The organism is Nocardioides sp. GCM10030259 (assembly GCF_042666375.1).
Classification (GTDB): Bacteria; Actinomycetota; Actinomycetes; order Propionibacteriales; family Nocardioidaceae; genus Nocardioides.
In genome coordinates this window covers 242,648-265,717 of sequence record NZ_JBHTDF010000002.1, presented here as the reverse complement: position 1 = coordinate 265,717, position 23,070 = coordinate 242,648, and the positions used below count along the sequence as shown (strand labels likewise).

At 71.8% G+C, this 23,070-nt stretch carries 18 protein-coding genes; 5 read left to right on the top strand and 13 right to left on the bottom strand.

The annotated features are described in order from the left end of the window. Positions 1-2,346: a phosphoketolase gene (locus ACFQQI_RS01570; RefSeq protein WP_378556890.1), complete on the bottom strand. Its 2,346-nt coding sequence runs from the start codon at positions 2,344-2,346 to the stop codon at positions 1-3. Between the two features lie 138 nt (positions 2,347-2,484). Between ACFQQI_RS01570 and ACFQQI_RS01565 the strand changes: the two genes are divergently transcribed. The 3 genes from ACFQQI_RS01565 (at position 2,485) to ACFQQI_RS01555 (ending at position 4,197) form a co-directional block, all read left to right on the top strand. Then, positions 2,485-2,940, top strand: coding sequence for a DUF5709 domain-containing protein (locus ACFQQI_RS01565; protein ID WP_378556887.1), 456 nt, complete (start codon positions 2,485-2,487; stop codon positions 2,938-2,940). A 51-nt stretch (positions 2,941-2,991) separates the two neighbouring features. Next, positions 2,992-3,135: a GPGG-motif small membrane protein gene (locus tag ACFQQI_RS01560; RefSeq protein ID WP_378556884.1), complete on the top strand. Its 144-nt coding sequence runs from the start codon at positions 2,992-2,994 to the stop codon at positions 3,133-3,135. Between the two features lie 198 nt (positions 3,136-3,333). Continuing rightward, on the top strand, positions 3,334-4,197 hold the full coding sequence (locus ACFQQI_RS01555; RefSeq protein WP_378556881.1) for a TIGR03619 family F420-dependent LLM class oxidoreductase: 864 nt from the start codon (positions 3,334-3,336) through the stop codon (positions 4,195-4,197). 6 nt (positions 4,198-4,203) lie between these two features. On the opposite strand, the gene ACFQQI_RS01550 is transcribed toward ACFQQI_RS01555, so the two are convergent. After that, on the bottom strand, positions 4,204-5,448 hold the full coding sequence (locus ACFQQI_RS01550; RefSeq protein WP_378556879.1) for a DUF222 domain-containing protein: 1,245 nt from the start codon (positions 5,446-5,448) through the stop codon (positions 4,204-4,206). A gap of 347 nt (positions 5,449-5,795) precedes the next feature. Here ACFQQI_RS01550 and ACFQQI_RS01545 point away from each other — a divergent pair, with 347 nt between their 5' ends. Beyond that, positions 5,796-6,161, top strand: a complete 366-nt coding sequence (locus tag ACFQQI_RS01545; RefSeq protein ID WP_378556876.1) for a VOC family protein — start codon at positions 5,796-5,798, stop codon at positions 6,159-6,161. A 1-nt stretch (position 6,162) separates the two neighbouring features. Here the strand turns inward: ACFQQI_RS01545 and guaA are convergent, their stop codons facing one another. From guaA to ACFQQI_RS01525, 4 genes are all read right to left on the bottom strand, one after another. Further along, positions 6,163-7,740 carry a glutamine-hydrolyzing GMP synthase gene (gene guaA, locus ACFQQI_RS01540; RefSeq protein ID WP_378556873.1) on the bottom strand — a complete coding sequence of 526 codons (1,578 nt, stop codon included), beginning with the start codon at positions 7,738-7,740 and terminating at the stop codon, positions 6,163-6,165. 320 nt (positions 7,741-8,060) lie between these two features. Continuing rightward, positions 8,061-9,779 carry a GMC oxidoreductase gene (locus ACFQQI_RS01535; protein ID WP_378556870.1) on the bottom strand — a complete coding sequence of 573 codons (1,719 nt, stop codon included), beginning with the start codon at positions 9,777-9,779 and terminating at the stop codon, positions 8,061-8,063. Beyond that, positions 9,776-11,398: a succinic semialdehyde dehydrogenase gene (locus ACFQQI_RS01530; protein ID WP_378556867.1), complete on the bottom strand. Its 1,623-nt coding sequence runs from the start codon at positions 11,396-11,398 to the stop codon at positions 9,776-9,778. The genes ACFQQI_RS01535 and ACFQQI_RS01530 overlap by 4 nt, the downstream gene beginning before the upstream one ends. Positions 11,399-11,479: 81 nt before the next feature. Beyond that, on the bottom strand, positions 11,480-12,205 hold the full coding sequence (locus tag ACFQQI_RS01525) for a FadR/GntR family transcriptional regulator (RefSeq protein ID WP_378556864.1): 726 nt from the start codon (positions 12,203-12,205) through the stop codon (positions 11,480-11,482). A 182-nt stretch (positions 12,206-12,387) separates the two neighbouring features. On the opposite strand from ACFQQI_RS01525, the gene ACFQQI_RS01520 reads away from it, so the two are divergent. Beyond that, positions 12,388-14,790, top strand: a complete 2,403-nt coding sequence (locus ACFQQI_RS01520) for a glycoside hydrolase N-terminal domain-containing protein (protein WP_378556861.1) — start codon at positions 12,388-12,390, stop codon at positions 14,788-14,790. Positions 14,791-14,800: 10 nt separating this feature from the next. Here ACFQQI_RS01520 and ACFQQI_RS01515 read toward each other — a convergent pair whose 3' ends face one another. The 7 genes from ACFQQI_RS01515 to ACFQQI_RS01485 all read right to left on the bottom strand — a co-directional run bounded on the left by ACFQQI_RS01515 (position 14,801) and on the right by ACFQQI_RS01485 (position 23,068). Beyond that, a complete protein-coding gene (locus ACFQQI_RS01515; RefSeq protein WP_378556858.1) occupies positions 14,801-16,240 on the bottom strand; it encodes an aldehyde dehydrogenase in 1,440 nt (479 codons plus the stop codon). Positions 16,241-16,278: 38 nt separating this feature from the next. Beyond that, on the bottom strand, positions 16,279-17,400 hold the full coding sequence (locus tag ACFQQI_RS01510; RefSeq protein WP_378556855.1) for a hypothetical protein: 1,122 nt from the start codon (positions 17,398-17,400) through the stop codon (positions 16,279-16,281). Continuing rightward, complete coding sequence (locus ACFQQI_RS01505; RefSeq protein WP_378556852.1) at positions 17,397-18,533, bottom strand: phosphotransferase family protein; 1,137 nt, start codon at positions 18,531-18,533, stop codon at positions 17,397-17,399. Before ACFQQI_RS01505 ends, ACFQQI_RS01510 begins: the two co-directional genes overlap by 4 nt. A 73-nt stretch (positions 18,534-18,606) precedes the next feature. Beyond that, positions 18,607-20,334: a glycerol-3-phosphate dehydrogenase/oxidase gene (locus ACFQQI_RS01500; protein WP_378556849.1), complete on the bottom strand. Its 1,728-nt coding sequence runs from the start codon at positions 20,332-20,334 to the stop codon at positions 18,607-18,609. A gap of 363 nt (positions 20,335-20,697) precedes the next feature. Beyond that, on the bottom strand, positions 20,698-21,498 hold the full coding sequence (locus ACFQQI_RS01495; RefSeq protein ID WP_378556846.1) for a carbon-nitrogen hydrolase family protein: 801 nt from the start codon (positions 21,496-21,498) through the stop codon (positions 20,698-20,700). Next, the gene (gene rnhA, locus ACFQQI_RS01490; RefSeq protein WP_378556843.1) at positions 21,495-21,965 is read right to left on the bottom strand and encodes a ribonuclease HI; all 471 of its coding nucleotides are present in this window, start codon (positions 21,963-21,965) and stop codon (positions 21,495-21,497) included. Before rnhA ends, ACFQQI_RS01495 begins: the two co-directional genes overlap by 4 nt. Further along, entirely contained in the window at positions 21,962-23,068 is a 1,107-nt protein-coding gene (locus tag ACFQQI_RS01485) for a GuaB3 family IMP dehydrogenase-related protein (protein ID WP_378556840.1), read from the bottom strand. The genes rnhA and ACFQQI_RS01485 overlap by 4 nt, the downstream gene beginning before the upstream one ends. Positions 23,069-23,070: the final 2 nt, after the last annotated feature.

Sequence of the window (23,070 nt, the reverse complement as noted above, 5' to 3'; positions counted from 1 at the left end):
TCAGCTCGCCGTCCACGCCCAGTCGCGGATCTCCGGCAGGTCCTCGCCTGCGGTCCGCACGTGGTGGTGGTGCCGGATCAGCGCGTCCTTGAACCGTTCGCGCGCCCTGCCCGACGTGTTGTGCAGCCGCGGCACGCGGTCGATGACGTCCATCGCGAGGTGGTAGCGGTCGATCTCGTTGAGCACCGTCATGTCGAACGGCGTGGTCGTGGTGCCCTCCTCCTTGTAGCCACGGACGTGGAGGTTCTCGTGGTTGGTGCGCCGGTAGGTGAGGCGGTGGATGAGCCACGGGTAGCCGTGATAGGCGAAGATCACGGGCTTGTCGCGGGTGAAGAGCGCGTCGAAGTCGGCGTCGGAGAGCCCGTGCGAGTGCTCGGACTCCGGCTGCAGCCGCATCAGGTCGACGATGTTCACGACGCGGATCTTCAGGTCGGGCAGCTCCTCGCGCAGCAGCTGCACGGCGGCCAGCGTCTCCATGGTCGGCACGTCGCCCGCGCACGCCATCACGACGTCGGGCTCGCCGTCGCCCTCATTGGACGCCCAGTCCCAGATGCCGGCGCCCTTGGTGCAGTGGATGATCGCGTCCTCCATGGAGAGGTACTGCGGCGCCGGCTGCTTGCCCGCGACGATCACGTTCACGTAGTGCTTGCTGCGCAGGCAGTGGTCGCCCACCGAGAGCAGCGTGTTCGCGTCCGGCGGCAGGTAGACCCGCACGACCGTCGCCTTCTTGTTCACGACGTGGTCGATGAAGCCCGGGTCCTGGTGGGAGAAGCCGTTGTGGTCCTGGCGCCACACGTGCGACGTGAGCAGGTAGTTCAGCGACGCGACCGGACGTCGCCACGGGATCCGGCGCGTGGTCTCCAGCCACTTCGCGTGCTGGTTGAACATCGAGTCGACGAGGTGGATGAACGCCTCGTAGCAGGAGAAGAACCCGTGCCGCCCGGTCAGCAGGTAGCCCTCGAGCCAGCCCTGGCACGTGTGCTCCGACAGGATCTCCATGATCCGGCCGTCCGGCGCCAGGTGGTCGTCGTACTCGTAGGTCTCGGCGTTCCAGGTGCGGTCGGTGACCTCCATGACGTCCTGGAGCCGGTTGGAGCTGTTCTCGTCGGGCGAGAACACCCGGAAGTTGTCCATGTTCCGAGCCATCACGTCGCGCAGGAACCCGCCCAGCACCCGGGTCGCCTCGGCCGACCCGGCGCCCGGCGCGTCGACCTTGACCGCGTAGTCGCGGAAGTCGGGCATCCGGAGGTCGCGGAGCAGCAGGCCGCCGTTCGTGTACGGCGACGCGCTCATCCTCAGGTCGCCGGCGGGGCGCAGGTCGGTGATGTCCGCGACCGGGGCGCCGGTCTCGTCGAAGAGCTCCTCCGGCGCGTAGCTGCGCATCCACTCCTCCAGCACCTTGCGGTGCGCCTTGTCGCTGCGGGCGTTGGCGAACGGCACCTGGTGGGAGCGCCAGAAGTCCTCGACCTTGAGGCCGTCGACCTCCTTCGGGCCGGTCCAGCCCTTCGGCGAGCGGAGCACGATCATCGGCCACGGACGCCGCGGCGGCGCCGTCGAGGAGGCCCGTGCCTCCCCCTGGATGTCGGCGATCTCGTCGAGCGCCTGCGCGAGCGTCCCCGCGAAGTCCGCGTGCATCTGGGCGGGGTCGGACCCGGCGACGACGTACGGCGCGTGCCCGTAGCCGCGCAGCAGCGCGACCAGCTCGTCCTCGGGGATCCGGGCCAGCACCGTCGGGTTGGCGATCTTGTAGCCGTTGAGGTGCAGGATCGGCAGCACCGCGCCGTCGCGGCGCGGGTCGACGAACTTGGTGCCGTGCCAGCTGGTCGCGAGCGGCCCGGTCTCCGCCTCCCCGTCACCGACCACGGCGGCGACCACCAGGTCGGGGTTGTCGAACGCGGCGCCGTACGCGTGCGAGAGGGCGTAGCCGAGCTCGCCGCCCTCGTGGATCGACCCGGGCGTCTCGGGCGCCGCGTGGCTGGGGATGCCGCCGGGGAACGAGAACTGCATGAACAGCCGGCCCAGCCCGCGCTCGTCGAGCCCGACGTCGGGGTAGATCTCGGAGTAGGTGCCCTCGAGGTACGACGCGGCGACCACGCCGGGCCCGCCATGCCCGGGACCGGCGATGTAGATCATCGCCTGGTCGCGCTGCATGATCGCGCGGTTGAGGTGGGCGTAGATGAAGGTCAGCCCGGGGGTGGTGCCCCAGTGGCCGAGCAGGCGGGGCTTGACGTGCTCCTCGCGGAGCGGCTCCCGCAGCAGTGGGTTGCCCATCAGGTAGATCTGCCCGACGGAGAGGTAGTTGGCCGCGCGCCACCAGCGGTCGAGCGCCACGAAGTCCGCATCCATGGCCACACGGTTCCCGGCGCGGACCGCCGCACGCAAGAGGCGGCGACCAACGGCAGGCGAATCTCGCGAGAATCGGGTGGGCACCGGGTGCCCAGTAGCGTGGATGCACCGACCAGGCCCCGGAGCGAAGGAGGAGTCGTGACCACCAGCCATGGAGACGGCGACCAGGAGATCTACGGCGACTACAGCGTCGACGACGAGGACCAGCCGGGGAACATCGACGACCTCGGCGACCAGGACGTCGACGACGAGCTCGATCGCGGCTACTCGCCGCCCGAGCGCTACTCCGCCGGTCAGGGCTACGGCAACACGCCCTGGGAGGAGGAGCACCGGGAGTCGATCGACCAGCGCCTCGGGCAGGAGGAGCCGGAGCCCGATCCGTACGCCGAGACCGACACCCGGTTCGACGACACGAGCCTCGACGACGACGAGGTCGGCGACCTGCGGGCGGGCCGCCTCGTCGACCCCGACCAGGGACTCGGTGAGGACCTCGAGAAGGACCTCGTCGGCGACGACGTCGGCATCGACGACGGGGCGTCCTCCGCCGAGGAGGCCGCCGTCCACGTGGTCGACGAGAACGAGGACCGGTACTGAACCCGCACCGAAACGGGTAACTGTCCCTTATCGAGAGGGAGGTACCAGCTCATGGCATTCCTGCTGTGGATCCTCGCCGTCATCCTGGTGATCGGCGGCATCGTCCAGCTGTTCCGTGGCCAGCTTCTGTTCGGCATCGCACTGATCGTCATCGGCTTCCTGGTCGGCCCCGGAGGCGTCAGCCTCTTCACCTAGGTCATGCCGTCCGCGGGCGATGCTTCCTGAAGCCTGCCTGAAGCACGGGGCGGCGGGACCGGCTCACTGCGTGAGGGCCGGTACCGCCGCCATGGTCTTCGTACCCCGGGCGGCCCGGCCGCACCTCCACCCACTCGGGTGACACCGGCGCGGACCCGTTGACGAGAACGTGTTCCAGTTCGGCCCTAGGCTGGGCGCGTGCGCTTCGCGATCAGTACGGCGTTCCAGCCGGTCGACCACCTCGTCCCCCTGGCCCGTGCGGCCGACGACCTCGGGTATCACTCGCTCGCCGTGCCCGACCACGTGGTCGACCTCGAGGAGCTGGCGACGCCGTACCCCTACACGGCCGACGGCGCCCGGCGCTGGCAGCACGACGCCGCGTGGCCGGATCCGTGGGTGCTGGTCGGCGCGCTGTCGGCCGTCACGACCCGGCTGCGCTTCTTCACGTCGGTCTACGTGCCCGCGATCCGCAACCCGTTCCAGGTCGCGAAGAGCGTCGGCACGGCGGCCGTGCTGTCCGGCAACCGCGTGAGCCTCGGTGTCGGCGTCGGCTGGTGCCGCGAGGAGTTCGAGCTGCTGGGCCAGGACTTCCGCAACCGGGGTCGGCGCACCGACGAGGCGCTCGCGTTGCTGGCTGAGCTGTGGCGCCCCGGCTGGACGGAGTTCGAGGGCGAGTTCTACAGCGCGCCGCGGCTCGTGATGGAGCCGACGCCGTCCGAGCCGATCCCGATCATCGTCGGCGGCCTCTCCGACATCGCGATCCGTCGCGCCGCCCGGCACGACGGCTGGGTCGGCGACCTCTACACGGTCGACGAGGCCGGCGCGATCGCGGCGCGGCTCGCGGCCGCCCGGGCCGACGTCGGCGCAGAGGGCGACTTCGCGGTGATCACGGCGCTGAGCGACGCGTTCCTGCCCGAGCACTTCGAGCGCGCCGCGTCCCTCGGCGTCACCGACTGCTGGACGATGCCGTGGGCCTACTACCACGGTGTCGACGCCACGCTCGAGCAGAAGCTCGACGCGATGGAGCGCTTCGCGGCCGACGTGCTGGTGCCACTGAACTGAGCCGGCCTACCGCCGCCGATGGAACCTCACGTCGCCGTTGGGGAGCAGCTCGGTCTGGTAGCGCTGGTCGTGGACGGCGTGGTGATGGCGGCTGCAGAGCAGCCGGGCGTGGTGGAGGTCGGTGTGGCCGCCGTGGGCCCAGTCGAGCAGGTGGTGGGCCTCGCACCAGGTGCCGGGGATGCTGCAGTCTTCGGCGCGGCAGGTCTGGTCGCGCAGCAGCAAGGCCCGGCGTTGGGCGGGGCTGAAGAGGCGGCGTGAGCGGCCGAGGTCGAGGACCTCGGAGTCGGCGCCGAGCACGGCCGGGATGATCTGGGCGGTGCAGGCGAGGCGTCGGGCTTCGGCGGCGGTGATCCGGCTCGGCTGGTCGCCGCCGGGGACGTGGCCGGTGCCGAGGAGGTCCGCGGTGGCCAGTTCCTTGCGGAGATCCTCCAGCGAGATCGTCACGACCACGGTGGTCGCGTCGCCGCCGTGGACCGGGAGCCGCGTGGGGTCGAGGGCCTCGAGGAGCTGGCAGAACGCCTGCCCGAGCCGGCGGGGGTACGGGAGCCGGTCATCGCCGGTGGGCCGGGGCTCGCGGCGGGGGTTGGTGTACGCCTGGAGGTAGGTGAGGAGCCGGTCGGCGGTGGCGTCGGGGACCAGGCCGCTGATCCGGGTGGTGCCGTCGCCGCGGCGGAGCAGGCCGAGCCGGGTCTTGGCGTGGGCGTGGGCGTCGAGGTCGGCCAGCCGCCGGGCTTCCGCGGCCTCGGCGATCTCGGGGGCGATGGCGTCGAGGATCCGGGCCCCCAGGCGGGCGAGCGGGCGGGGGCCGAAGTCCGCCGCGTGGCCGACCAGCACCTCTTCGGCGCGGGCCAGGATGCCGGTCGGCACGTCGTCGGGCAACTGGTCCAGTGCGCGGGCGATGACCTGGGCCTGGGCGAGGGTGGCCTCCCCGTCGCGGAGCGCGGTGCCCAGAACCGTCCAGCGCCGCTCGACCGCGACGGCGAGGGCCAGGTCGGCGCTGGCGTCCTCGCGGCGGAGGTGGGTCTGGGTGGCGAGCCATTCGGCGACTGTGTGGGCGGCGGTGGTCTCGGCGACGTCGCCGGCGTCGGCGAGGATCCGCAGCCGCAGCTCGGCGAGCCGGGTCTCGAGGGTGACCAGCTCGCGCAACGCGGCCGCCTTGTCGGCTGTGGCCATGAAGGTCGGGTTCACGTCCGCGACGGCCTTGAGCGCCTCGTCGATGGAGGCGACCGCGGCGAGGACCGGGTGGGTCATCGGGGGCCTCCTGGCAAGCGTGGACACGACCTTGATGGGGTCGTCGCTCCTGGAGGCCCGGGTGCCGGGCTATTACTCACCCTCGCGGCTGGCGTTCATCCTCGATGCCCTGGACCGGGTCGGTGGTCGGCGTCGTGGATAAAGCGCTTGCGCCGATCCTAGCAGGTCGTGCCAACATGGGCAAGAGTTTTCGGAAATTCGCGGCGCGGACCTGCAGCCCGTCGGCGACCGCAACCCCGCGCCCGCCGCACCGTCTTCGCAGCCTTCCGGTCGCAACCCCGGACCGGCCGCAAGATGCAGGCATCGGGCCTACGATCCGCTCATACGACGGCGACCAGGAGACCACCGTGCCCCACCTCGAGGCGATCACGATCCACGCCCGCCGGCCGGCGGAGCTAGCGACGTTCTGGTCGGCCGCGCTCGGCCTGCCCGTCGATCCGGACGACGAGCGGGCGATCGCCGCCGGGACGCTGGAGCCTGACGAGTCCGTGCTGCTCGGCCGGCGCGACGCGCTGCACGTGTGGATCAGCCCGGCCGACGAGCTCGCACCCGTCGGTGGGCGGCTGCACCTCGACATCCAGCTCACCGCGCCTGAGGACGCGGAGCGCCTGGTCGCGCTGGGCGCACGGCACCGGTGGGACGAGCCGCGTGGCCGGTGGACCGTCTACGAGGACCCGGAGGGCAACGTCTTCTGCGCGGTTCCGAGCGCCTGACTCACTCCCACTCGATGGTGCCGGGCGGCTTCGAGGTGATGTCGACGGTGACGCGGTTGATCTCGCGCACCTCGTTGGTGATGCGCGTGGAGATCCGCTCTAGAACGTCGTACGGGAGCCGCGCCCAGTCGGCGGTCATCGCGTCCTCGGAGGTGACCGGGCGCAGCACGACCGGGTGGCCGTAGGTGCGGTGGTCGCCCTGGACGCCGACGCTGCGTACGTCGGCGAGCAGCACGACCGGGAACTGCCAGATGTCCCGGTCGAGCCCGGCCCGGGTCAGCTCCTCGCGCGCGATGGCGTCGGCCTCGCGGAGGATGTCGAGCCGCTCGCGGGTCACCTCGCCGACGATGCGGATGCCCAGGCCCGGGCCCGGGAACGGGTGGCGCCAGACGATCTCGGCGGGCAGGCCCAGCTGCTCGCCGACGAGCCGGACCTCGTCCTTGAAGAGCGTGCGGAGCGGCTCGACGAGCTCGAACTCGAGGTCGTCGGGCAGCCCGCCGACGTTGTGGTGGGACTTGATGTTCGAGGTGCCCGCTCCCCCGCCGGACTCGACTACGTCCGGGTAGAGCGTGCCCTGCACCAGGAACGCGACCTTCTCGCCCTCGGCGGCGGCCGGGCCCAGCACCTCGGCCTCGGCGGCCTCGAAGACCCGGATGAACTCGCGCCCGATGATCTTGCGCTTCTCCTCGGGGTCGCTCACGCCGGCGAGCGCGTCGAGGAACTGCTTCTCCGCGTCGACGACCTTGAGGTCGGCTCCGGTGGCGGCCACGAAGTCGCGCTCGATCTGCTCGGTCTCGCCTTTGCGCATCAGGCCGTGGTCGACGTAGACGCAGGTCAGCCGGTCGCCGATCGCCCGCTGGACGAGCGCAGCGGCGACCGCCGAGTCGACGCCGCCGGAGAGGGCGCAGATGGCCTGGCCGCGCTCCCCGATCTGCTCACGGATCCGGTCGACCTGCTCGTCGACGATGTTGACCATCGTCCAGGTCTGGCGGCAGTGCGCGATGTCGACGAGGAAGTGCTCGAGCACCCGCTGGCCGTGCTCGGTGTGCAGCACCTCGGGGTGCCACTGGACGCCGGCCAGGCCACGCGCGACGTCCTCGAACGCCGCGACCGGGGTCGTGTCGGTCGACGCCAGCACGTCGAACCCGGCCGGGGCGGCCGTCACCGAGTCGCCGTGGGACATCCAGACGGTGTGCTGGGCGGGTACGTCGCCGAGCAGCGTGCCGCCCTGCCCGACCCGGACCGCCGTGCGGCCGTACTCGCGGGCGCCGGTGTGGGAGACCTCGCCGCCGAGTCCCTGCGCCATGAGCTGGAAGCCGTAGCACATGCCGAAGACGGGCGTGCCGGCCTGGAACACGGCCGGGTCGATGCCCGGGGCGCCCTCCGCGTACACGGACGAGGGACCGCCGGAGAGGACGATCGCCTTCGGCCCGCGGGCGAGCATCTCGGCGACCGGCATCGTGTGCGGCACGATCTCGGAGTAGACGCGCGCCTCGCGCACGCGGCGGGCGATCAGCTGGGCGTACTGGGCCCCGAAGTCGACCACCAGGACCAGATCGTGCTCCGGCGTCTGCGTCATGCGCGCAGCCTATCGAGGCCAGGGGTTGATGTCGGACTCACGGGTGTCTCGACACGACCGTCGTTCGCCGACACCGGGCGCGCGCTCCGCGCGCGCCCGGCTGGCGAAAGCATCAGGGCCCGGCCGGGGAGGGAGGGATGGCCGGGCCCTGACCGTCCACGCAACTGCCGGACAGCGCCTGGACACGGGACCCGGCGGTGGGAGGGAGCGTTTGACCGGGTCCGCTGGCTCAACGAGGGGTCCCGAGCCGGGTCACGGGCAATTCGGTCATTTCTCGTCGGTGCGACGGGCGGTCGGTCCCGTACGACGAACGGGTCGGCTCAGCTGACCCCGACGATCGGCAGTCGCAGCGCTCCCGGTGCCTCGTCTGGCACCACCGGGGCGACCGGGCGCACCGGCTCGATCCGGTGGTACGGCGCGCCCAGGTCCGGGCGGCCGTCGGCCTCACCCTTGTTGGGCCAGAACGCCATCGCCCGCTCGGCCTGCGCGGTGATCGTGAGTGACGGGTTGACGCCGAGGTTCGCGGTCACCGCGGAGCCGTCGGCGACGTGCAGCCCGGGGTGCCCGTAGACCCGCTGGAACGGGTCGATCACACCGGTCGCGGGCGACTCGCCGATCGCGCAGCCGCCGATGAAGTGGGCGGTGAGCGGCTTGTTGAACGCGTCGCCCACCGCGCTGCCCGGGAACCCGTCCATGATCGAGGCCATGGTGCGGATCGCCTCGTTGCCGGCGGGGATCCACGTCGGGTTGGGCACGCCGTGGCCCTGCTTCGACGTCAGGTAGCGCCGGCGGGTGCCGGGGATCCGCTTCGTGTACGTCGTGATCGAGTTGTCCAGGCTCTGCATCACCAGCGCGATCACGGTGCGCTCCGACCAGTGCTTCATGTCGTAGAGGTTCGTGAGCTGCCCGCGCTGCCGCCACATCTCCCGCAGCCAGGTGCGCCACCGCGGCTCGTCGCCGTCGCCGTCGGTCAGCACCGACTGCAGCAGGGACATCAGGTTGCTGCCGGGCCCGTAGCGCACCGGCTCGATGTGGGTGTCCTCGTCCGGGTGGAAGCTCGAGGTGATCGCGATGCCCTGGGAGTAGTCGACGCTGTTGTCGGGCGCGATCACGCCGCCGATCGACTCCGAGTTGGTGCGGGAGAGGTGGCCGAGCCGGTCGGAGAGGCGGGGCAGGTGGCCCTCGTCCTTCAGCCGGTGCAGCAGCCGCTGGGTGCCGAGCGCGCTCGCGGCGAAGACGACCTGCTCGGCCGTCAGCACCCGCTCGGCCGAGCGGCGACGCACCTTGGCCTTGGTGAACCGCACGTGCACGTCGTACCCGCCGGCCTCCCGGGGGCGGACCCGGGTGACGGTGGTCAGCGGGAGGACCTTCGCGCCGTTCTGCTCGGCGAGGTAGAGGTAGTTCTTGACCAGGGTGTTCTTCGCGTTGTGTCGGCACCCGGTCATGCAGGAGCCGCACGCGATGCAGGTCCTGCGGTCCGGGCCGGCGCCGCCGAAGTACGGGTCGTCGATCTCCTGCCCCATGCCGGCGCCCTGCTCACCGAAGAAGACGCCGACCGGGGTCGGGTGGAAGGTGTCGTGCACCCCCATCTCGGTGGCGACCTTCTCCATCACGTCGTCGGACGGCGTGCGCAGCGGGTTCTCAACCACGCCGAGCATCCGCTTCGCCTGGTCGTAGTACGGCGCCAGCTCGTCGCGCCAGTCGGTGATGTGGCTCCACTGCGGGTCGTCGTAGAAGGGCGAGAGCGGCTCGTAGAGCGTGTTCGCGTAGACCAGCGAGCCGCCGCCGACGCCGGCGCCCGACACGATCAGGCAGTCACGCAGCGCGTCGATGCGCTGGATGCCGTAGCAGCCGACCTCCGGCCGGAAGAGGTACTTCCGCACCTCGAACGACGTCTCCGGCAGGTCGTCGTCCTCGAACCGGGCGCCGGCCTCGAGCACGCCGACGCGGTAACCCTTCTCCGTGAGCCGGAGCGCCGTGACGGACCCGCCGAAGCCGGAGCCGACGACGAGGACGTCGAAGTCGTACGTCGTGCTCATGCCCGTCCCAGCCTCTTCATCAGGCGGAGGTTGGCGCTCATCATCTTGGCGTAGCTCTCGTCGGACAGGCCGAACTGGGGGCCGAACCGGATCAACCGCTGGGTCGCGACCGACTGGGTCTCGGTGAAGCGCAGCACCCCCTCGGCACCCTGGCGCCGGCCGATGCCGCTCTCGCGCATCCCGCCCATGGGGGCGTCGAGGCTCGCGAAGGTGGCGGCGAAGGCCTCGTTGACGTTCACCGTGCCGCACTTCAGGTGTCGCGCGACGACCCGCGCGCGGCCGGTGTCCTCGCTGTAGACCGAGGCGTTGAGGCCGTACTCGCCGCTGTTCGCGCGGGCGACCGCGTCGGCCTCGTCGTGGAACCGGTAGACGGACACGACCGGCCCGAACGTCTCGCGCCCGAAGCAGGTCATGTCGGGGCTGACGCCCTCGAGGATCGTCGGCTCGAAGAAGTACGGGCCGAGGTCGGGCCGGGCGTTGCCACCGACCAGCACCCGGGCACCCTTGGCGACCGCGTCGTCGACGTGGGCCGTGACCGTGTCCAGCTGCGCCTGCGAGATCAGCGGGCCCATGTCGTTGCCCCACTCGAGGGTGGATCCGAGCGTCATCGCCTCGGTGCGGGCGACGAACCGCTCCACGAACCGGTCGTAGACCTGGTCGGCCACGAAGATCCGCTCCATCGAGACGCACAGCTGGCCGGAGTTGGAGAACGACGCCCGGACGGCGCCCTCGGCCGCCTTCTCGATGTCGGCGTCACGGAGCACGAGCAGGGGGTTCTTGCCACCGAGCTCCAGCGAGCACCCGATCAGCCGGTCGGCCGCGCTCCGCGCGATGTGGCGGCCGGTGGCCGTCGACCCGGTGAAGCAGATGTAGTCGGCGCGCTCGACGATCGCCCCGCCGATCTCGGCGCCGGGGCCGGCCACGACCTGCCACAGGTCGCGCGGGATGCCGGCCTGCTCGAGCAGCTGGGCGCCGAGCAGGGCGGACAGCATGGTCTGCGCGTCCGGCTTGGCGACCACGGCGTTGCCCGCGACGAGGGCGGCGATGCCGTCGACCAGCGCCAGGTCGAAGGGGTAGTTCCAGGGCGAGATGATCCCGACGACGCCCTTCGGCACCCGGTTGACCTCGACCCGGGTCAGGCCGGGTACGACGCCCGGCCGACGGGTCGTGGCGAGATGGCGGGTCGCCGTACGTCCGTGGTAGCGGGCGGTGAGCGCGACGTGCAGCGGCTCGTCGAACGCGTGCTTGCGCGCCTTGCCGGTCTCCCACTGGACCAGGTCGATGATCTCGTCCTGCCGGTCGAGCACGAGGTCGTGCAGCCGCAGCAGCGCGCGCTGGCGCTCCTCGACCGGGGTGCGCGCCCACGCCACCTGGGCGCGCCGGGCGCGACCGAAGGCCTCGGCCACGTCGGCCACCGTGGACTGCGGGACGTGCGCGAGCGGGGCGTCGTTGAGCGGGGAGCGCACCTCCGCGGTCCGCCCGCTCGTCGCCACCAGGCGGTTGGTGAGCGCCGCGACGTACGCCCGATCCAGGGCGTACGACGCGCGCGGGTCGTGCTCGGGGTCGTGCGGTCCGACGACGGCGGGGTCTCCCGCCGGCGTGGGGTTCTGGGAGCTCATGTGTCCCGAGGGTATGTGACGCCCGTCTCCGTCACTACCCCGGAGTAGCATCTGTGGCGTTTTACACAGCCGGTCGATCTGTCAAGCGGTGTCGCGACGGCTCCCAGCGTCGTCGTCCAGCACCTTCTGGAGCGCCGAGGCGACCCAGTCCCGGGTCGTCGCGACGTGCACCGCGGCGACCGACTCGGCCAGCCGCGCGTCGCGAGTCGCGATCGCATCGAGGATCGCCCCGTGCTCGGCAAGCGTCCGGTCGCTCGACCCGGGCACCTGCTGACCGCGCCAGGCCCGGGCCCGCTGCGTGCGGCTGGACACCGCCGTGAGCATGGAGGCGAGAGCCTGGTTGCCGGTCGCCCGGGCGACGCAGGCATGGAAGTCGGCGTCCCGGAGGATCAGCTCCTCGGGACGGTCGCGCACCTCGTGCATCGCGTCGAGGCAGGCGCGCAGCTCGGCCAGGCCCGCGTCGTCGATCCGGGCGGCGGCGAGCGCGGTGGCGGCCGGCTCGAGGAGCATCCGCACCTCGACCAGGTCGAGGAGCGAGTCGTCCTGGACCAGGTCGATCGCGAACCCGAGGCCCTCCAGGAGCAGCTCGGGCCGCAGGCTGGTGACGTACGTGCCGTCGCCGCGCCGTACGTCGAGGACCCGCGCGGTGATCAGCGCACGGACCGCCTCGCGCGCGGTGTTGCGGGACGTGCCGAGCTGCTTCGCGAGCTCCGGCTCCGCGGGCAGGCGCGAGCCGGGACGCAGCTCGCCGGCGAGGATCAGCTCCCGGATCCGCGCGATCGCGGACTCGATCAACGGTGCAGCCATCCAACCTCCTCGATGCTCGGGCTCCAGTCGCCATTCAAGCAGAACCGCGGATTCCCGCGTGGACAAGCGTGATCTCGCTTCGAGGTGTCACCCGTCGACAGGTGGCTGTGACGTGCCTTACAGTCCAAACATCCAATGTTTCCCCCCTTCTCTCGGGGGTCCCGAACCGAAGGAGTCCGACCATGGTCGAGTTCAGCAGGCGCCGCGTGCTGCAGACCGCCACCGGCGTCGCCGCCGGAGCTGCGGTGGTTCGTCCGACGACCGCAGCCGCCGCCGTCACCCAGGCGGCGGAGCACAACCCGCTCCAGCTGTGGTACCGCAAGCCGGCCGTGGAGTGGCTCCAGGCGCTCGCCGTCGGCAACGGCCGCATGGGCGCCATGGTCTGGGGCGGCGTCGCGACCGAGACGCTCAACCTCAACGAGGACAGCGTCTGGGGCGGCGGGCCGCACCAGTACGACGACCCGCAGGGCGCCGCCGCGCTTCCGGAGATCCGGCGGCTCATCGGGGAGGACAACTGGGTCGGTGCCCAGCGCCTCGCCGACCAGAAGTTCATGGGGCGGCCGACGGAGCAGATGCCCTACCAGCCGGTCGGCGACCTGTTGCTCGAGTTCCAGGGCGTCGATGGTGAGCTGACGTCGTACCGCCGCTCGCTGGACCTCACCACGGCCGTGACCACGACGGAGTTCGTCGTCGGCGGCGTCCGTCACAAGCGCGAGGTCTTCGCCAGCCACCCGGACCAGGTCATCGTCATGCGGATCAGCACCAGTGATCGCACCCCGCTGTCGTTCGACGCGCTGTACCGGACACCCCAGGCCGCGACCGCGCAGCCGCACGACCGCACCACCCTCGCGCTCGAGGGCGTCAGCGGGGACGCCGAGGGCATCGAGGGCGCGGTGCGCTTCGTCAGCCTGGTGCGCGCCGTCACCGACGGCGGCTCGGCGGTGGCCCGGGGAGACCGGCTCCTCGTCCGGGACGCGCGCGAGGTCACCCTGCTGATCTCGATGGCGTCCAGCTACCGCAACTACGCCGACGTCGGCGACGACCACATCGGGAAGGCGGAGCGGCCCCTCGCGCGGGTGACCCACCGCGGCTACGACCAGCTGCTGGGCACACACCTGCGCGACTACCAGGCGCTCTTCGGGCGCGTCGACATCGACCTCGGCACCTCCGACGCGATCAACCGTCCGACCGACGAGCGCCTGCTGACCTTCCGCGACGGCGGGGACCCGCAGTTCGCCGCCCTCTACTACCAGTTCGGCCGCTACCTGCTGATCTCCTCCTCCCGCACCCCCGGCCAGCCGGCGAACCTGCAGGGCATCTGGAGCCTCAAGATGGCCCCGGAGTGGCAGTCGAAGTTCACACTGAACATCAACGCCGAGATGAACTACTGGCCGGCGGGCCCGGCGAACCTGGCGGAGTGCTGGGAGCCCATGTTCCAGATGACCGAGGAGCTCTCCGAGACCGGCCGCCGCACGGCCGAGCTCATGTGGGACGCCGACGGCTGGGTGGCCCACCACAACACCGACGCCTGGCGCGGGACGGCCCCGGTCGACTTCGCGTACTACGGGGTCTGGCCGATGGGTGGAGCCTGGCTCTGCCTGCTCTTCTGGGAGCAGTTCGAGTACACCGGTGACACCGGCACCCTCGCGAAGTACTACCCGGTGCTGCGGGGCTCCGTCGAGTTCTTCCTCAGCACGCTGGTCCGCGACGAGCGCACCGGCTACCTGGTGACCAACCCCTCGCACTCGCCGGAGGTGAAGCACCACGAGCAGGACGACGAGGGCGTCTCGATCTGCGCCGGCCCCACGATGGACTGCCAGATCCTGCGCGACCTCTTCACGGCGTTCGAGAAGGCCGCCGACGTGCTCGACAAGAGCGACCCGATGGTCGCCCAGGCCGTCGCGGCCCGGGCGGAGCTCCCGCCGAACCAGATCGGCTACCTGGGCCAGCTGCAGGAGTGGCTGATCGACTGGGAGGAGGCCGCCCTCGAGCGGAGCCGGCACGTCTCGCACCTGTGGGGCGTCTTCCCGAGCGACCAGATCACGCCGCTCCGCACCCCCGAGCTCGCCGACGCGGCGCGCAAGGCGCTGGAGCTGCGCGGCCCCGCCGTCACCGCCGGCTGGTCCCTCGCCTGGAAGATGAACATCCGGGCCCGGCTGCTCGAGCCGGACAACGCCTACCTCCACGTGCGCCAGCTGCTCGCACCCGGCCGGACCGCGCCCAACCTGTTCGACCTGCACCCGCCGTTCCAGATCGACGGCAACTTCGGCGGCGTCTCGGGCATCACCGAGATGGTCCTCCAGAGCCACTCCGGCGAGGTCTTCCTGCTGCCCTGCCTGCCGTCCGCCTGGCCGACGGGACGGGTGCGCGGACTGCGGGCGCGCGGCGGCCACGAGCTCGAGATCCGGTGGGAGGACGGTCGGCTCGCCGACGCCCGCCTGCGCTCGCTGCTGGGCAACCGCGTGCGGCTGCGCACCGACCGCCCGGTCGACATCGTCGGCGTGGACGCGGTGGAGCGGCCCGAGGCGAACGTCGTGGAGTTCGACACCCGGCGCAACCAGACCTACCGGGTCCGGCCGCGCTGAGTCGGGCTCGTCAGGGCTTGTAGATGGACTTCAGCTCCGTGTAGTGGGACAGCCCCTCGGGACCGAACTCGCGGCCGATCCCCGAGGACTTGTAGCCACCGAAGGGAGCCGCGAAGTCCATCGTGTAGGTGTTGACGCCATAGGTGCCGGTGCGCACCCGGCGGGCGACGTCGAGGCCGGCCTCGACGTCGCCCGTCCACACGGTGCCGGCCAGGCCGTACTCCGAGTCGTTGGCGATCCGGACGGCGTCGTCGACGTCGTCGTACGCGATCACCGACAGCACCGGCCCGAAGATCTCCTCCTGGGCGATCCGCATCCGGTTGTCGACGTCGGCGAACACGGTGGGCCGGACGTACCAGCCCGACGACAGCCCGTCGGGCATGCCGTTGCCGCCGGTCACGACGCGGGCGCCCTCCTCCTGGCCGAGCGCGATGTACTTCTCGACGCGCTCCTGCTGGCGCTGCGCGACCATCGGGCCGATCTCGGTGGCGGGGTCGAGCGGGTCGCCGACGACCATGCCGGAGACGGTCTCGGCGAGCGCGTCGACGACCGCGCCGTAGTTCGAGCGGGGCGCCAGGATGCGGGTCTGCGCGACGCAGGCCTGCCCGGAGTTCATCAGCGCGGTGAACTTCAGGCCCTCCATGGTCGCGGCCAGGTCGGCGTCGTCGAGCACGATCGCCGCCGACTTGCCGCCGAGCTCGAGCGAGACCCGCTTGAGCTGCTCGCCGCAGATCGACGCGATCGTGCGGCCAGCGGCGGTCGAGCCGGTGAAGGCGACCTTGTCGACGTCCGGGTGGCGCACGAGGTGCTCGCCCACCTCGCGACCGGCGGCCACGATGTTCACGACGCCGTTGGGTACGCCGGCCTCCTGGAGGAGCTCGGCCATCAGGTAGGGGTCGAGTGGGGTCTCGGGCGCCGGCTTGATCACGATGGTGCAGCCGGCCAGCAGCGCGGGCACGAGCTTGGACATGATCGTGAACTGCGGGACGTTCCACGGCGGGATGGCCGCGACCACGCCGACCGGCTCGCGGCGCACGATGACCTCGCCCAGCGAGCCGGCGCGGGTCTCCTCCCACGGGTAGGACCGCGCGATGCCGAGGAACGCCTCGATCTGCATCCACGGCGCGGGCGCCTGGGCCAGGTTGGAGAAGGACACCGGCGCGCCCATCTCGGTCGAGATCACCTCGGCCATCTCACCCAGCTTCGCGGCGTACAGGTTCGAGAAGTTCTGCACCACCTCGATGCGCTCCTCGGGCGACATCCGCGGCCACGGGCCCTCGTCGAACGCCCGCCGCGCGGCCGCGACCGCGGCGTCGATGTCGGCCCTGCTGCCCTCGGGCACGGTCGCGACGACCTGCTCGGAGTGCGGTGAGACGACCTGGATCGTGCCGCCGCTGGCGGGCGCGGCCCAGTCGCCGTCGATGAAGAAGGCGGTGCGGTCGAGAGTCATGTGTCCTGGTTCTCCCTGTGGCGGTTGCGGGGTTGCGGTTACGGGGCGACGGTGAAGAAGTCGGTGAAGCCGGAGGGGTCGTGGCGGCCGATGGAGAAGTGCTCGAAGAGGCCCCAGCCCTCCTGGCCGTCGGCCCCACTGGTGCTGCAGAGTGCGCGGCCGACGTGGTCGACGCAGCCGAACATGAAGCGGCCCCGCACGGCGTCGTCGGCCATGTCGTAGGTGACGCGCTCGCTGAAGCCCTCGCCCTTCCACGTGCCGTGGATCCAGTCGGGGTCGCCGCCGTACCCGCCGCCGACGTGGAGGGGTACGGCGAGCCGCGACTCGACCTCCAGCACCAGCGGCTTGCCCTCGGGCGTGGTGCAGCGGATCGTCGCGCCGGTCGGCGTACGCGTGCCGGACTCGTAGTGGATGTCGATCAGCGGCCAGCCGAGCTGCTCGACGCGGCCGTCCTTCCAGACCCGGGTGCAGTCGTTGAGGGTGCGGAACCCGTCCGGGCTCTCCTGGATGATCAGCACGATCGCGAAGTCCTCGAACTGCATCGGCACGTAGAGCCACCACATGCCCTCGAAGGGCGGGTCGGCCGGGGCTCCCGGCGGATCCGCCTCCCCCACGGGGCGGATCCCCCAGGAGCGGTCCCGACTGCCCAGCCAGACGTTCGGGTCGACCGCGATGTCCTCGCCGTCGATGGCGATCGTGCCGCTCCAGCTGCCGAGCTGGGCGAAGCGCTGGGCGTCGAGCGTGACGCGGCTGCCCGCGCGCAGCACGTGCGGCTGCTCCTGGACGACGTCGGAAGTGCCCTCCCAGGTCAGGTCGAGGGCGATGCCGCCGGTCTCCTCGAGCACGACCCGCACCTTCCGGAGCGGGTCCGGCACCTCGATGCGGTAGCCGCCGACCCTCGGGTTCATCCGGTCCTGGTCCATCAGGTCGGACAGGTGGACGGCGGTCTGCTTGCCGTTGCGGGCGACGAGGACGAAGGCGTCCTTGGTGCCGAGGTTGGGGTAGTAGCCCATGCCGGTGATCAGCATGATGTCGCCGGTGCGGTCGTGGGCGTTGAAGTACCAGCGGTCGTAGAAGTTGCGGTCGCTGCTGTTGGCGTACGCGAGGGGCAGCGGCGCCTGGTGGAGCGGGAACTCGTCGAGCGGCGTGATGTCGTTCATGCCCCGACCTCCTCGAGTAGCCGCTCGATCAGCGGCTTGCAGTGGAAGAGGCTCTCGATGTCGTCGGGACGCTCGATCTCGCCGAAGTGGATCTGCCGGGCGCCGGTGCGCATGAAGACGATGCACCACTGGACGCCGTTGTAGACGTGGTACCACTGCAGGTCGCCCAGCTCGACGCCGGCGATGCGCTCGTACTCGGCCTTCACGTCCTCCTCGTGCAGGAAGTGCGGCATGCCCGGCATCTCCAGCATCCCGGTGATGGTCTCGAACACCTGGTGGGCGAAGGCCATCCACGACACGTCGAGCTCGCGCGGGCCGATGGCGGCCATCTCCCAGTCGAGCACCGCTACCGGCTCGAAGTCGCGGTACATGACGTTGCCGATGCGGGAGTCGCCCCAGCACAGGACGGCCTCGTCGGTGGCCGGGAGGTTGGCCTCGAGCCAGGCCAGCGCCCGCTCGACCAGTGGCGAGCGGCCGATGTCGGAGACCGCGAACTCGTACCACTCCCGGGTGCGGGCCAGGTTGCGCCCGAGCAGCGTGTCGCCGCCGTGGCCGTGGCGCGCCGGGTCGAGGAAGTCGAACGTCGTCGCCGCGTGGGGGATCGCGTGCAGCTGCGCGAGCACCCGGACGCTGTTGTCCTGGAGCCGGCGCTGGTCGTCACGGCTGGCGTCGTGGAGCCAGTTGTCGCCGAAGTTGTAGGGCAGCACGTCCTGCGGGACGACGCCCTCGACGCGGTCCATGAGGAAGAACGGCGTGCCGAGCACGTCGCCGGTCGGCTCCATCCAGCGCACGGCCGGCACGGGTACGTCGGTCCGCTCGCCGACGATCCGCATCGCGTCGTACTGGTCCTGGAGCTCGTAGTGCGCGAACACCGGCAGGTCGTGGGCGGCCGGCGCGACGCGCGCGACGTACTCGCCGTGCCGGCGCTCGCCGGCCTCGGTCCAGTCCACGTCGAGGATGATCGTCTCCGACGACATGCCGTTGGCGTCGACGCCGCTGTGCAGCGTGACGACCGGGTCGGCGTCCGCCGGGAGCACGGTCGCCAGCCACTCGGCCAGTCGGGCGGGCAGCGTGGTCGCGTCACGACTCGAGCGCTGCATCTTCATGTCTGCCGGCGGTGGCGCCTGGGTCACATTCCCTCCCGGTGGCTGTGACGTGGCTCTCAGCGTGGTGGAACGTGTTCTAGTTGTCAACGGTGGGTCGAGGTCAGACGACGTCTCCCACGACGACCCGCGCCTCGTCCGCCTCCTGGTCGGTGAGCTTGAGCTGCGACTGGCGCTCCGCCTCGACGCGGCGCAGGTAGTGGTCGACCTCCTCGGCGGTTCGCTCCGGGGACCAGCCGAGCTCGGCGGCCATCAGGGCCGCCGCGGCGGGGGCGGCGGCGACGCCGCGGTCGAAGGTCTCGATCGAGATGCGGGTACGGCGGGTGAGCACGTCGTCGAGGTGGCGGGCGCCCTCGTGGGTGACGGCGTAGACGACCTCGGCGGACAGGTAGTCCTCCGTGCCCTCCAGGGGCAGGGCGAGCGACCGCCGCGAGGCGATGAGCGCCAGCAGGTCATCGACGAGCCCGCCGTACCTGCCCAGCAGGTGGTCGATCCGGGCGACGTGCAGGCCGGAGCGGCGGGCGAGCAGCACCCGCTGGTTGGAGCGCGTCTCCCAGTCGGCGGCGCCGAGCAGCGGCACCCGGTCGGTGATCGAGTCGCGCACCGGCAGCCCGAGCGTCGTGGTCAGCGTGTGGGCGGCGGCGTCGACCGCGTCGCGCCCCATCACGCGGTACGTCGTGAGCTTGCCGCCGGCGATCATCACCAGCCCGGGGACCGGGGTGACGACGGTGTGCTCGCGGGAGATCCGCGAGGTCGGCTCCGACTCCCCGGACAGCAGCGGCCGCAGCCCGGCGTACACGCCCTCGACGTCGGAGTGGTCGAGCGGCTCCCGCAGGATCGCGTTGACGTGGTCGAGCACGTAGTCGATGTCGGCCCGCGACGCCGCGGGGTGGGCCTTGTCGAGGTTCCACGCGGTGTCGGTGGTGCCGATGATCCAGTGCCGGCCCCACGGGATCACGAACAGCACGGACGTCTCGGTGCGCACGATGAAGCCGGCCTCGGAGCGGATCCGGTCGCGCGGCACGACGAGGTGGATGCCCTTCGACGCCTGCACGTGCAGCGCGCCCCGGCCGCCGACGAGGTCCTGGATCTCGTCGGTCCACACGCCGGCGGCGTTGATGACGGCGCGGGCACGGACCTCGATGTCGCGCCCCTCCTCGAGGTCCCGGGCGCGTACGCCGACGACGCGCTCGCCCTCGCGCAGGAAGCCGGTCACCTTCACCCGCGTCGCGACGTGCGCGCCGTGGGCGGCGGCCGTGCGCGCGATCGTGACGACGAGGCGGGCGTCGTCGACCTGGCAGTCCCAGTACTTGATCGCCCCGGCCAGCGACGCCGGGTCGAAGTCCGGCGCGATCCGCTGCACGCCCCGGCGGGAGAGGTGGCGGTGGCGGGGCAGGCCCATCTCGTAGCGCCCCGTCATGGCCATGCCGTCGTAGAGCGCGAGGCCGGCGCCGACGTACGGCCGCTCCCAGGCGCGGTGCGTGAGCGGGTAGAGGAACGGCACCGGGCGCACCAGGTGCGGCGCCAGCCGGGTGAGCAGCAGCCCGCGCTCCTGGAGGGCCTCGCGGACCAGGCCGAGGTCGAGCATCTCCAGGTAGCGCAGGCCACCGTGGATCAGCTTGCTGCTGCGGCTGCTGGTGCCGCTGGCGAGGTCGCGCTGCTCGAGCAGACCGGTGCTGAGCCCGCGGGTGACGGCGTCCAGGGCGGTGCCGGCGCCGACCACGCCGCCGCCGACGACGAGGACGTCGAGCTCGCCCTGCCCCTCGGCGCCGGTCATCGCCGCGAGCGCCTCCACTCGAGCCTGCGTTCCGAGCGCGCTGGAGCGGGTCATGTGGTCCAGTCTGGCAAACCGGCCCGAGCGACTACCCCGATGAGGGGACGCGGCCACCGCTCCGGATCCCTAGGCTCCGGGTCATGGCCCCGCGCATTCCGTCGGCCGATCGGATCACCCTGTACCTAGGCGGGCTGGTGACGGCGGCGGCCCTGATCGTGGTGTGGCTGAAGACCCGATGACCCCGCAGGGCCCGAGCCAGGTGCGGTCCGTGGACCTGCTCCCAGCTCGGGCTCCGAACCCGAGATGGTTCCCCACGTTCCCCCACGCAGGAAGGTAGACCCTGCCCCCCGTGCGTCGGCATAGCCCAGTTGCGTCATTCATCCGCCAGCAGGGCGGCGCGTCGATGGCACGGATGGGCGGTCAGAACCGGACGCGCGGCCCCAGCGTGGCCCGGTGGTCGCCGATCATCGTGTGCGTGGCCCGGGTCTCGGCGACGACCTCGGTGTCGATCTCGGCGATGGCGAGGCCCTCCTCCTCACCGAGCCGGGCCAGGGGACGGCCCTCGGGGTCGTAGACCGCCGAGCCGCCGATGAACTCGGACGTACCGCACCGGCCGGTCAGGCCGGCGAGGACGACGTACATGCCGTTCTCGACCGCGCGGGCGGCGTAGTAGAGGTCGCGGCGGTGGGCACCGCCGGGGAAGTACGCCGCCGACGCGAGGTAGCCGACCGCGCCGTCGAGCGCCGCCGCCTGGGCGTGCTCTGGGAAGCAGCCGTCGTAGCAGATCGAGAGCCCCAGCTCGACGCCGTCGACCGTGATCGACGCGCCGTGGTCGCCGACCGTGAAGAGCTCCTTCTCGACGCCGTCGAGGTGCTGCTTGTCGTACGGCGCACTGGTGGTGCCGTCGGGACGCACCACGACCTGCGAGAGCCGGCGCTCGTCGCCGCGGCGCAGCGCGGTGCTCGCCACGACGGTGACGTCGCCCGCGGCCGCGGCGGCGCGGAGCGGGTCGAGCCAGGCGCCGGCGAGCCCGTCGGCGTCGGGCAGCGGGCCGAGGAAGGCGTCGGCGTCGTACCCGGTCAGGAACGCCTCGGGCAGCACGAGCACCCGGACGCCCTGGGTCGCGGCGAGCCCGACCAGCCGGGCGGACGTCGCGACGTTGGCGTCGAGGTCGCCCGAGACCGAGGCGGCCTGGCCGGCGGCGACGAGGAGCCGCGTCATGACGGTGCCGCCGGCGCGGCTGCGACCGCCTCGGCGAGGCCGCGGGCGGCGAGCCGGTCGGCGCGCTCGTTGCCCTCGTCGCCGGCGTGGCCCTTGACCCAGTGCCACTCGACGTCGTGCCGCTCGCACGCGGCGACCAGCTCCTGCCAGAGGTCGACGTTCTTGACCGGCTGCTTCGCCGACGTCAGCCAGCCGTTGCTCGCCCAGCCCGCGCACCACTTGGTGATGCCGCTGCGGACGTAGGTGCTGTCGGTGTAGATGTGCACGACCGACCGGCGGTTCAGCGCCTCCAGGGCCCGGATCGGCGCGGTCAGCTCCATGCGGTTGTTGGTGGTCGGCTCGACCTGCCCGCCGCAGAGCTCGCGCTCGTGCCCGCCGTACCTCAGCAGCGCACCCCAGCCGCCCGGGCCGGGGTTGGGCACGCACGCGCCGTCGGTGTGGATGGTCACCGCGACGGGCTCGGTCACTCGACGACGACCTCGACGCGCTGGAACTCCTTGACCTCGGTGTAGCCGGTGGTGGCCATCGAGCGGCGCAGCGCGCCGACGAGGTTCATGGTGCCGTCGGCGACCCGCGAGGGGCCGAAGAGGATCTCCTCGAGCGTGCCGATCGTCTCGAACTGCACGCGCTGGCCGCGCGGCAGGTCGTGGTGGTGCGCCTCGGTTCCCCAGTGGAAGCCGCGCCCCGGTGCGTCGCTGGCGCGGGCGAACGGCGAGCCGACCATGACCGCGTCGGCGCCGCAGGCGATCGCCTTGGCGACGTCGCCGGACTTGCCGATCGAGCCGTCGGCGATGACGTGGACGTAGCGGCCGCCGGACTCGTCGAGGTAGTCGCGACGGGCGGCGGCGACGTCAGCGACCGCCGAGGCCATCGGTACGGCGACGCCCAGGACCGTCCGCGTCGTGTGGGCCGCGCCGCCGCCGAAGCCGACGAGCACGCCGGCGGCGCCGGTGCGCATCAGGTGCAGCGCGGCCTGGTGGGTGGCACACCCGCCGACGATCACCGGCACGTCGAGCTCGTAGATGAACTCCTTGAGGTTCAGCGGCTCGGCCTGCGACGAGACGTGCTCGGCCGAGACGGTGGTGCCCCGGATGACGAACATGTCGACGCCCGCGTCGACGACCGCCTTCGCGAACTCCTTGGTCTTGCCCGGGGACAGCGAGCCGGCGACGGTGACGCCCGCCTCGCGGATCTCGCGCAGCCGCTCGGTGATCAGCTCACCCTTGATCGGCTCGCGGTAGATCTCCTGCAGCCGGCGCGTGGCCTCGGTGCCGCGCAGCCCGGCGACCTCCTCGAGCAGCGGGTCCGGATCCTCGTAGCGGCTCCACAGGCCCTCGAGGTTCAGCACGCCCAGTCCGCCGTACCGACCCAGGGCGATCGCGGTCGCCGGCGACATCACCGAGTCCATCGGCGCCGCGAGCACGGGGATCTCGAACCGATAGGCGTCGATCTGCCAGGCCGTGCTGACCTCCTCGGGGTCGCGGGTACGCCGCGACGGCACGATCGCGATGTCGTCGAAGGAGTAGGCGCGGCGGGCGCGCTTGGCCCGGCCGATCTCGATGTCGGTCACCG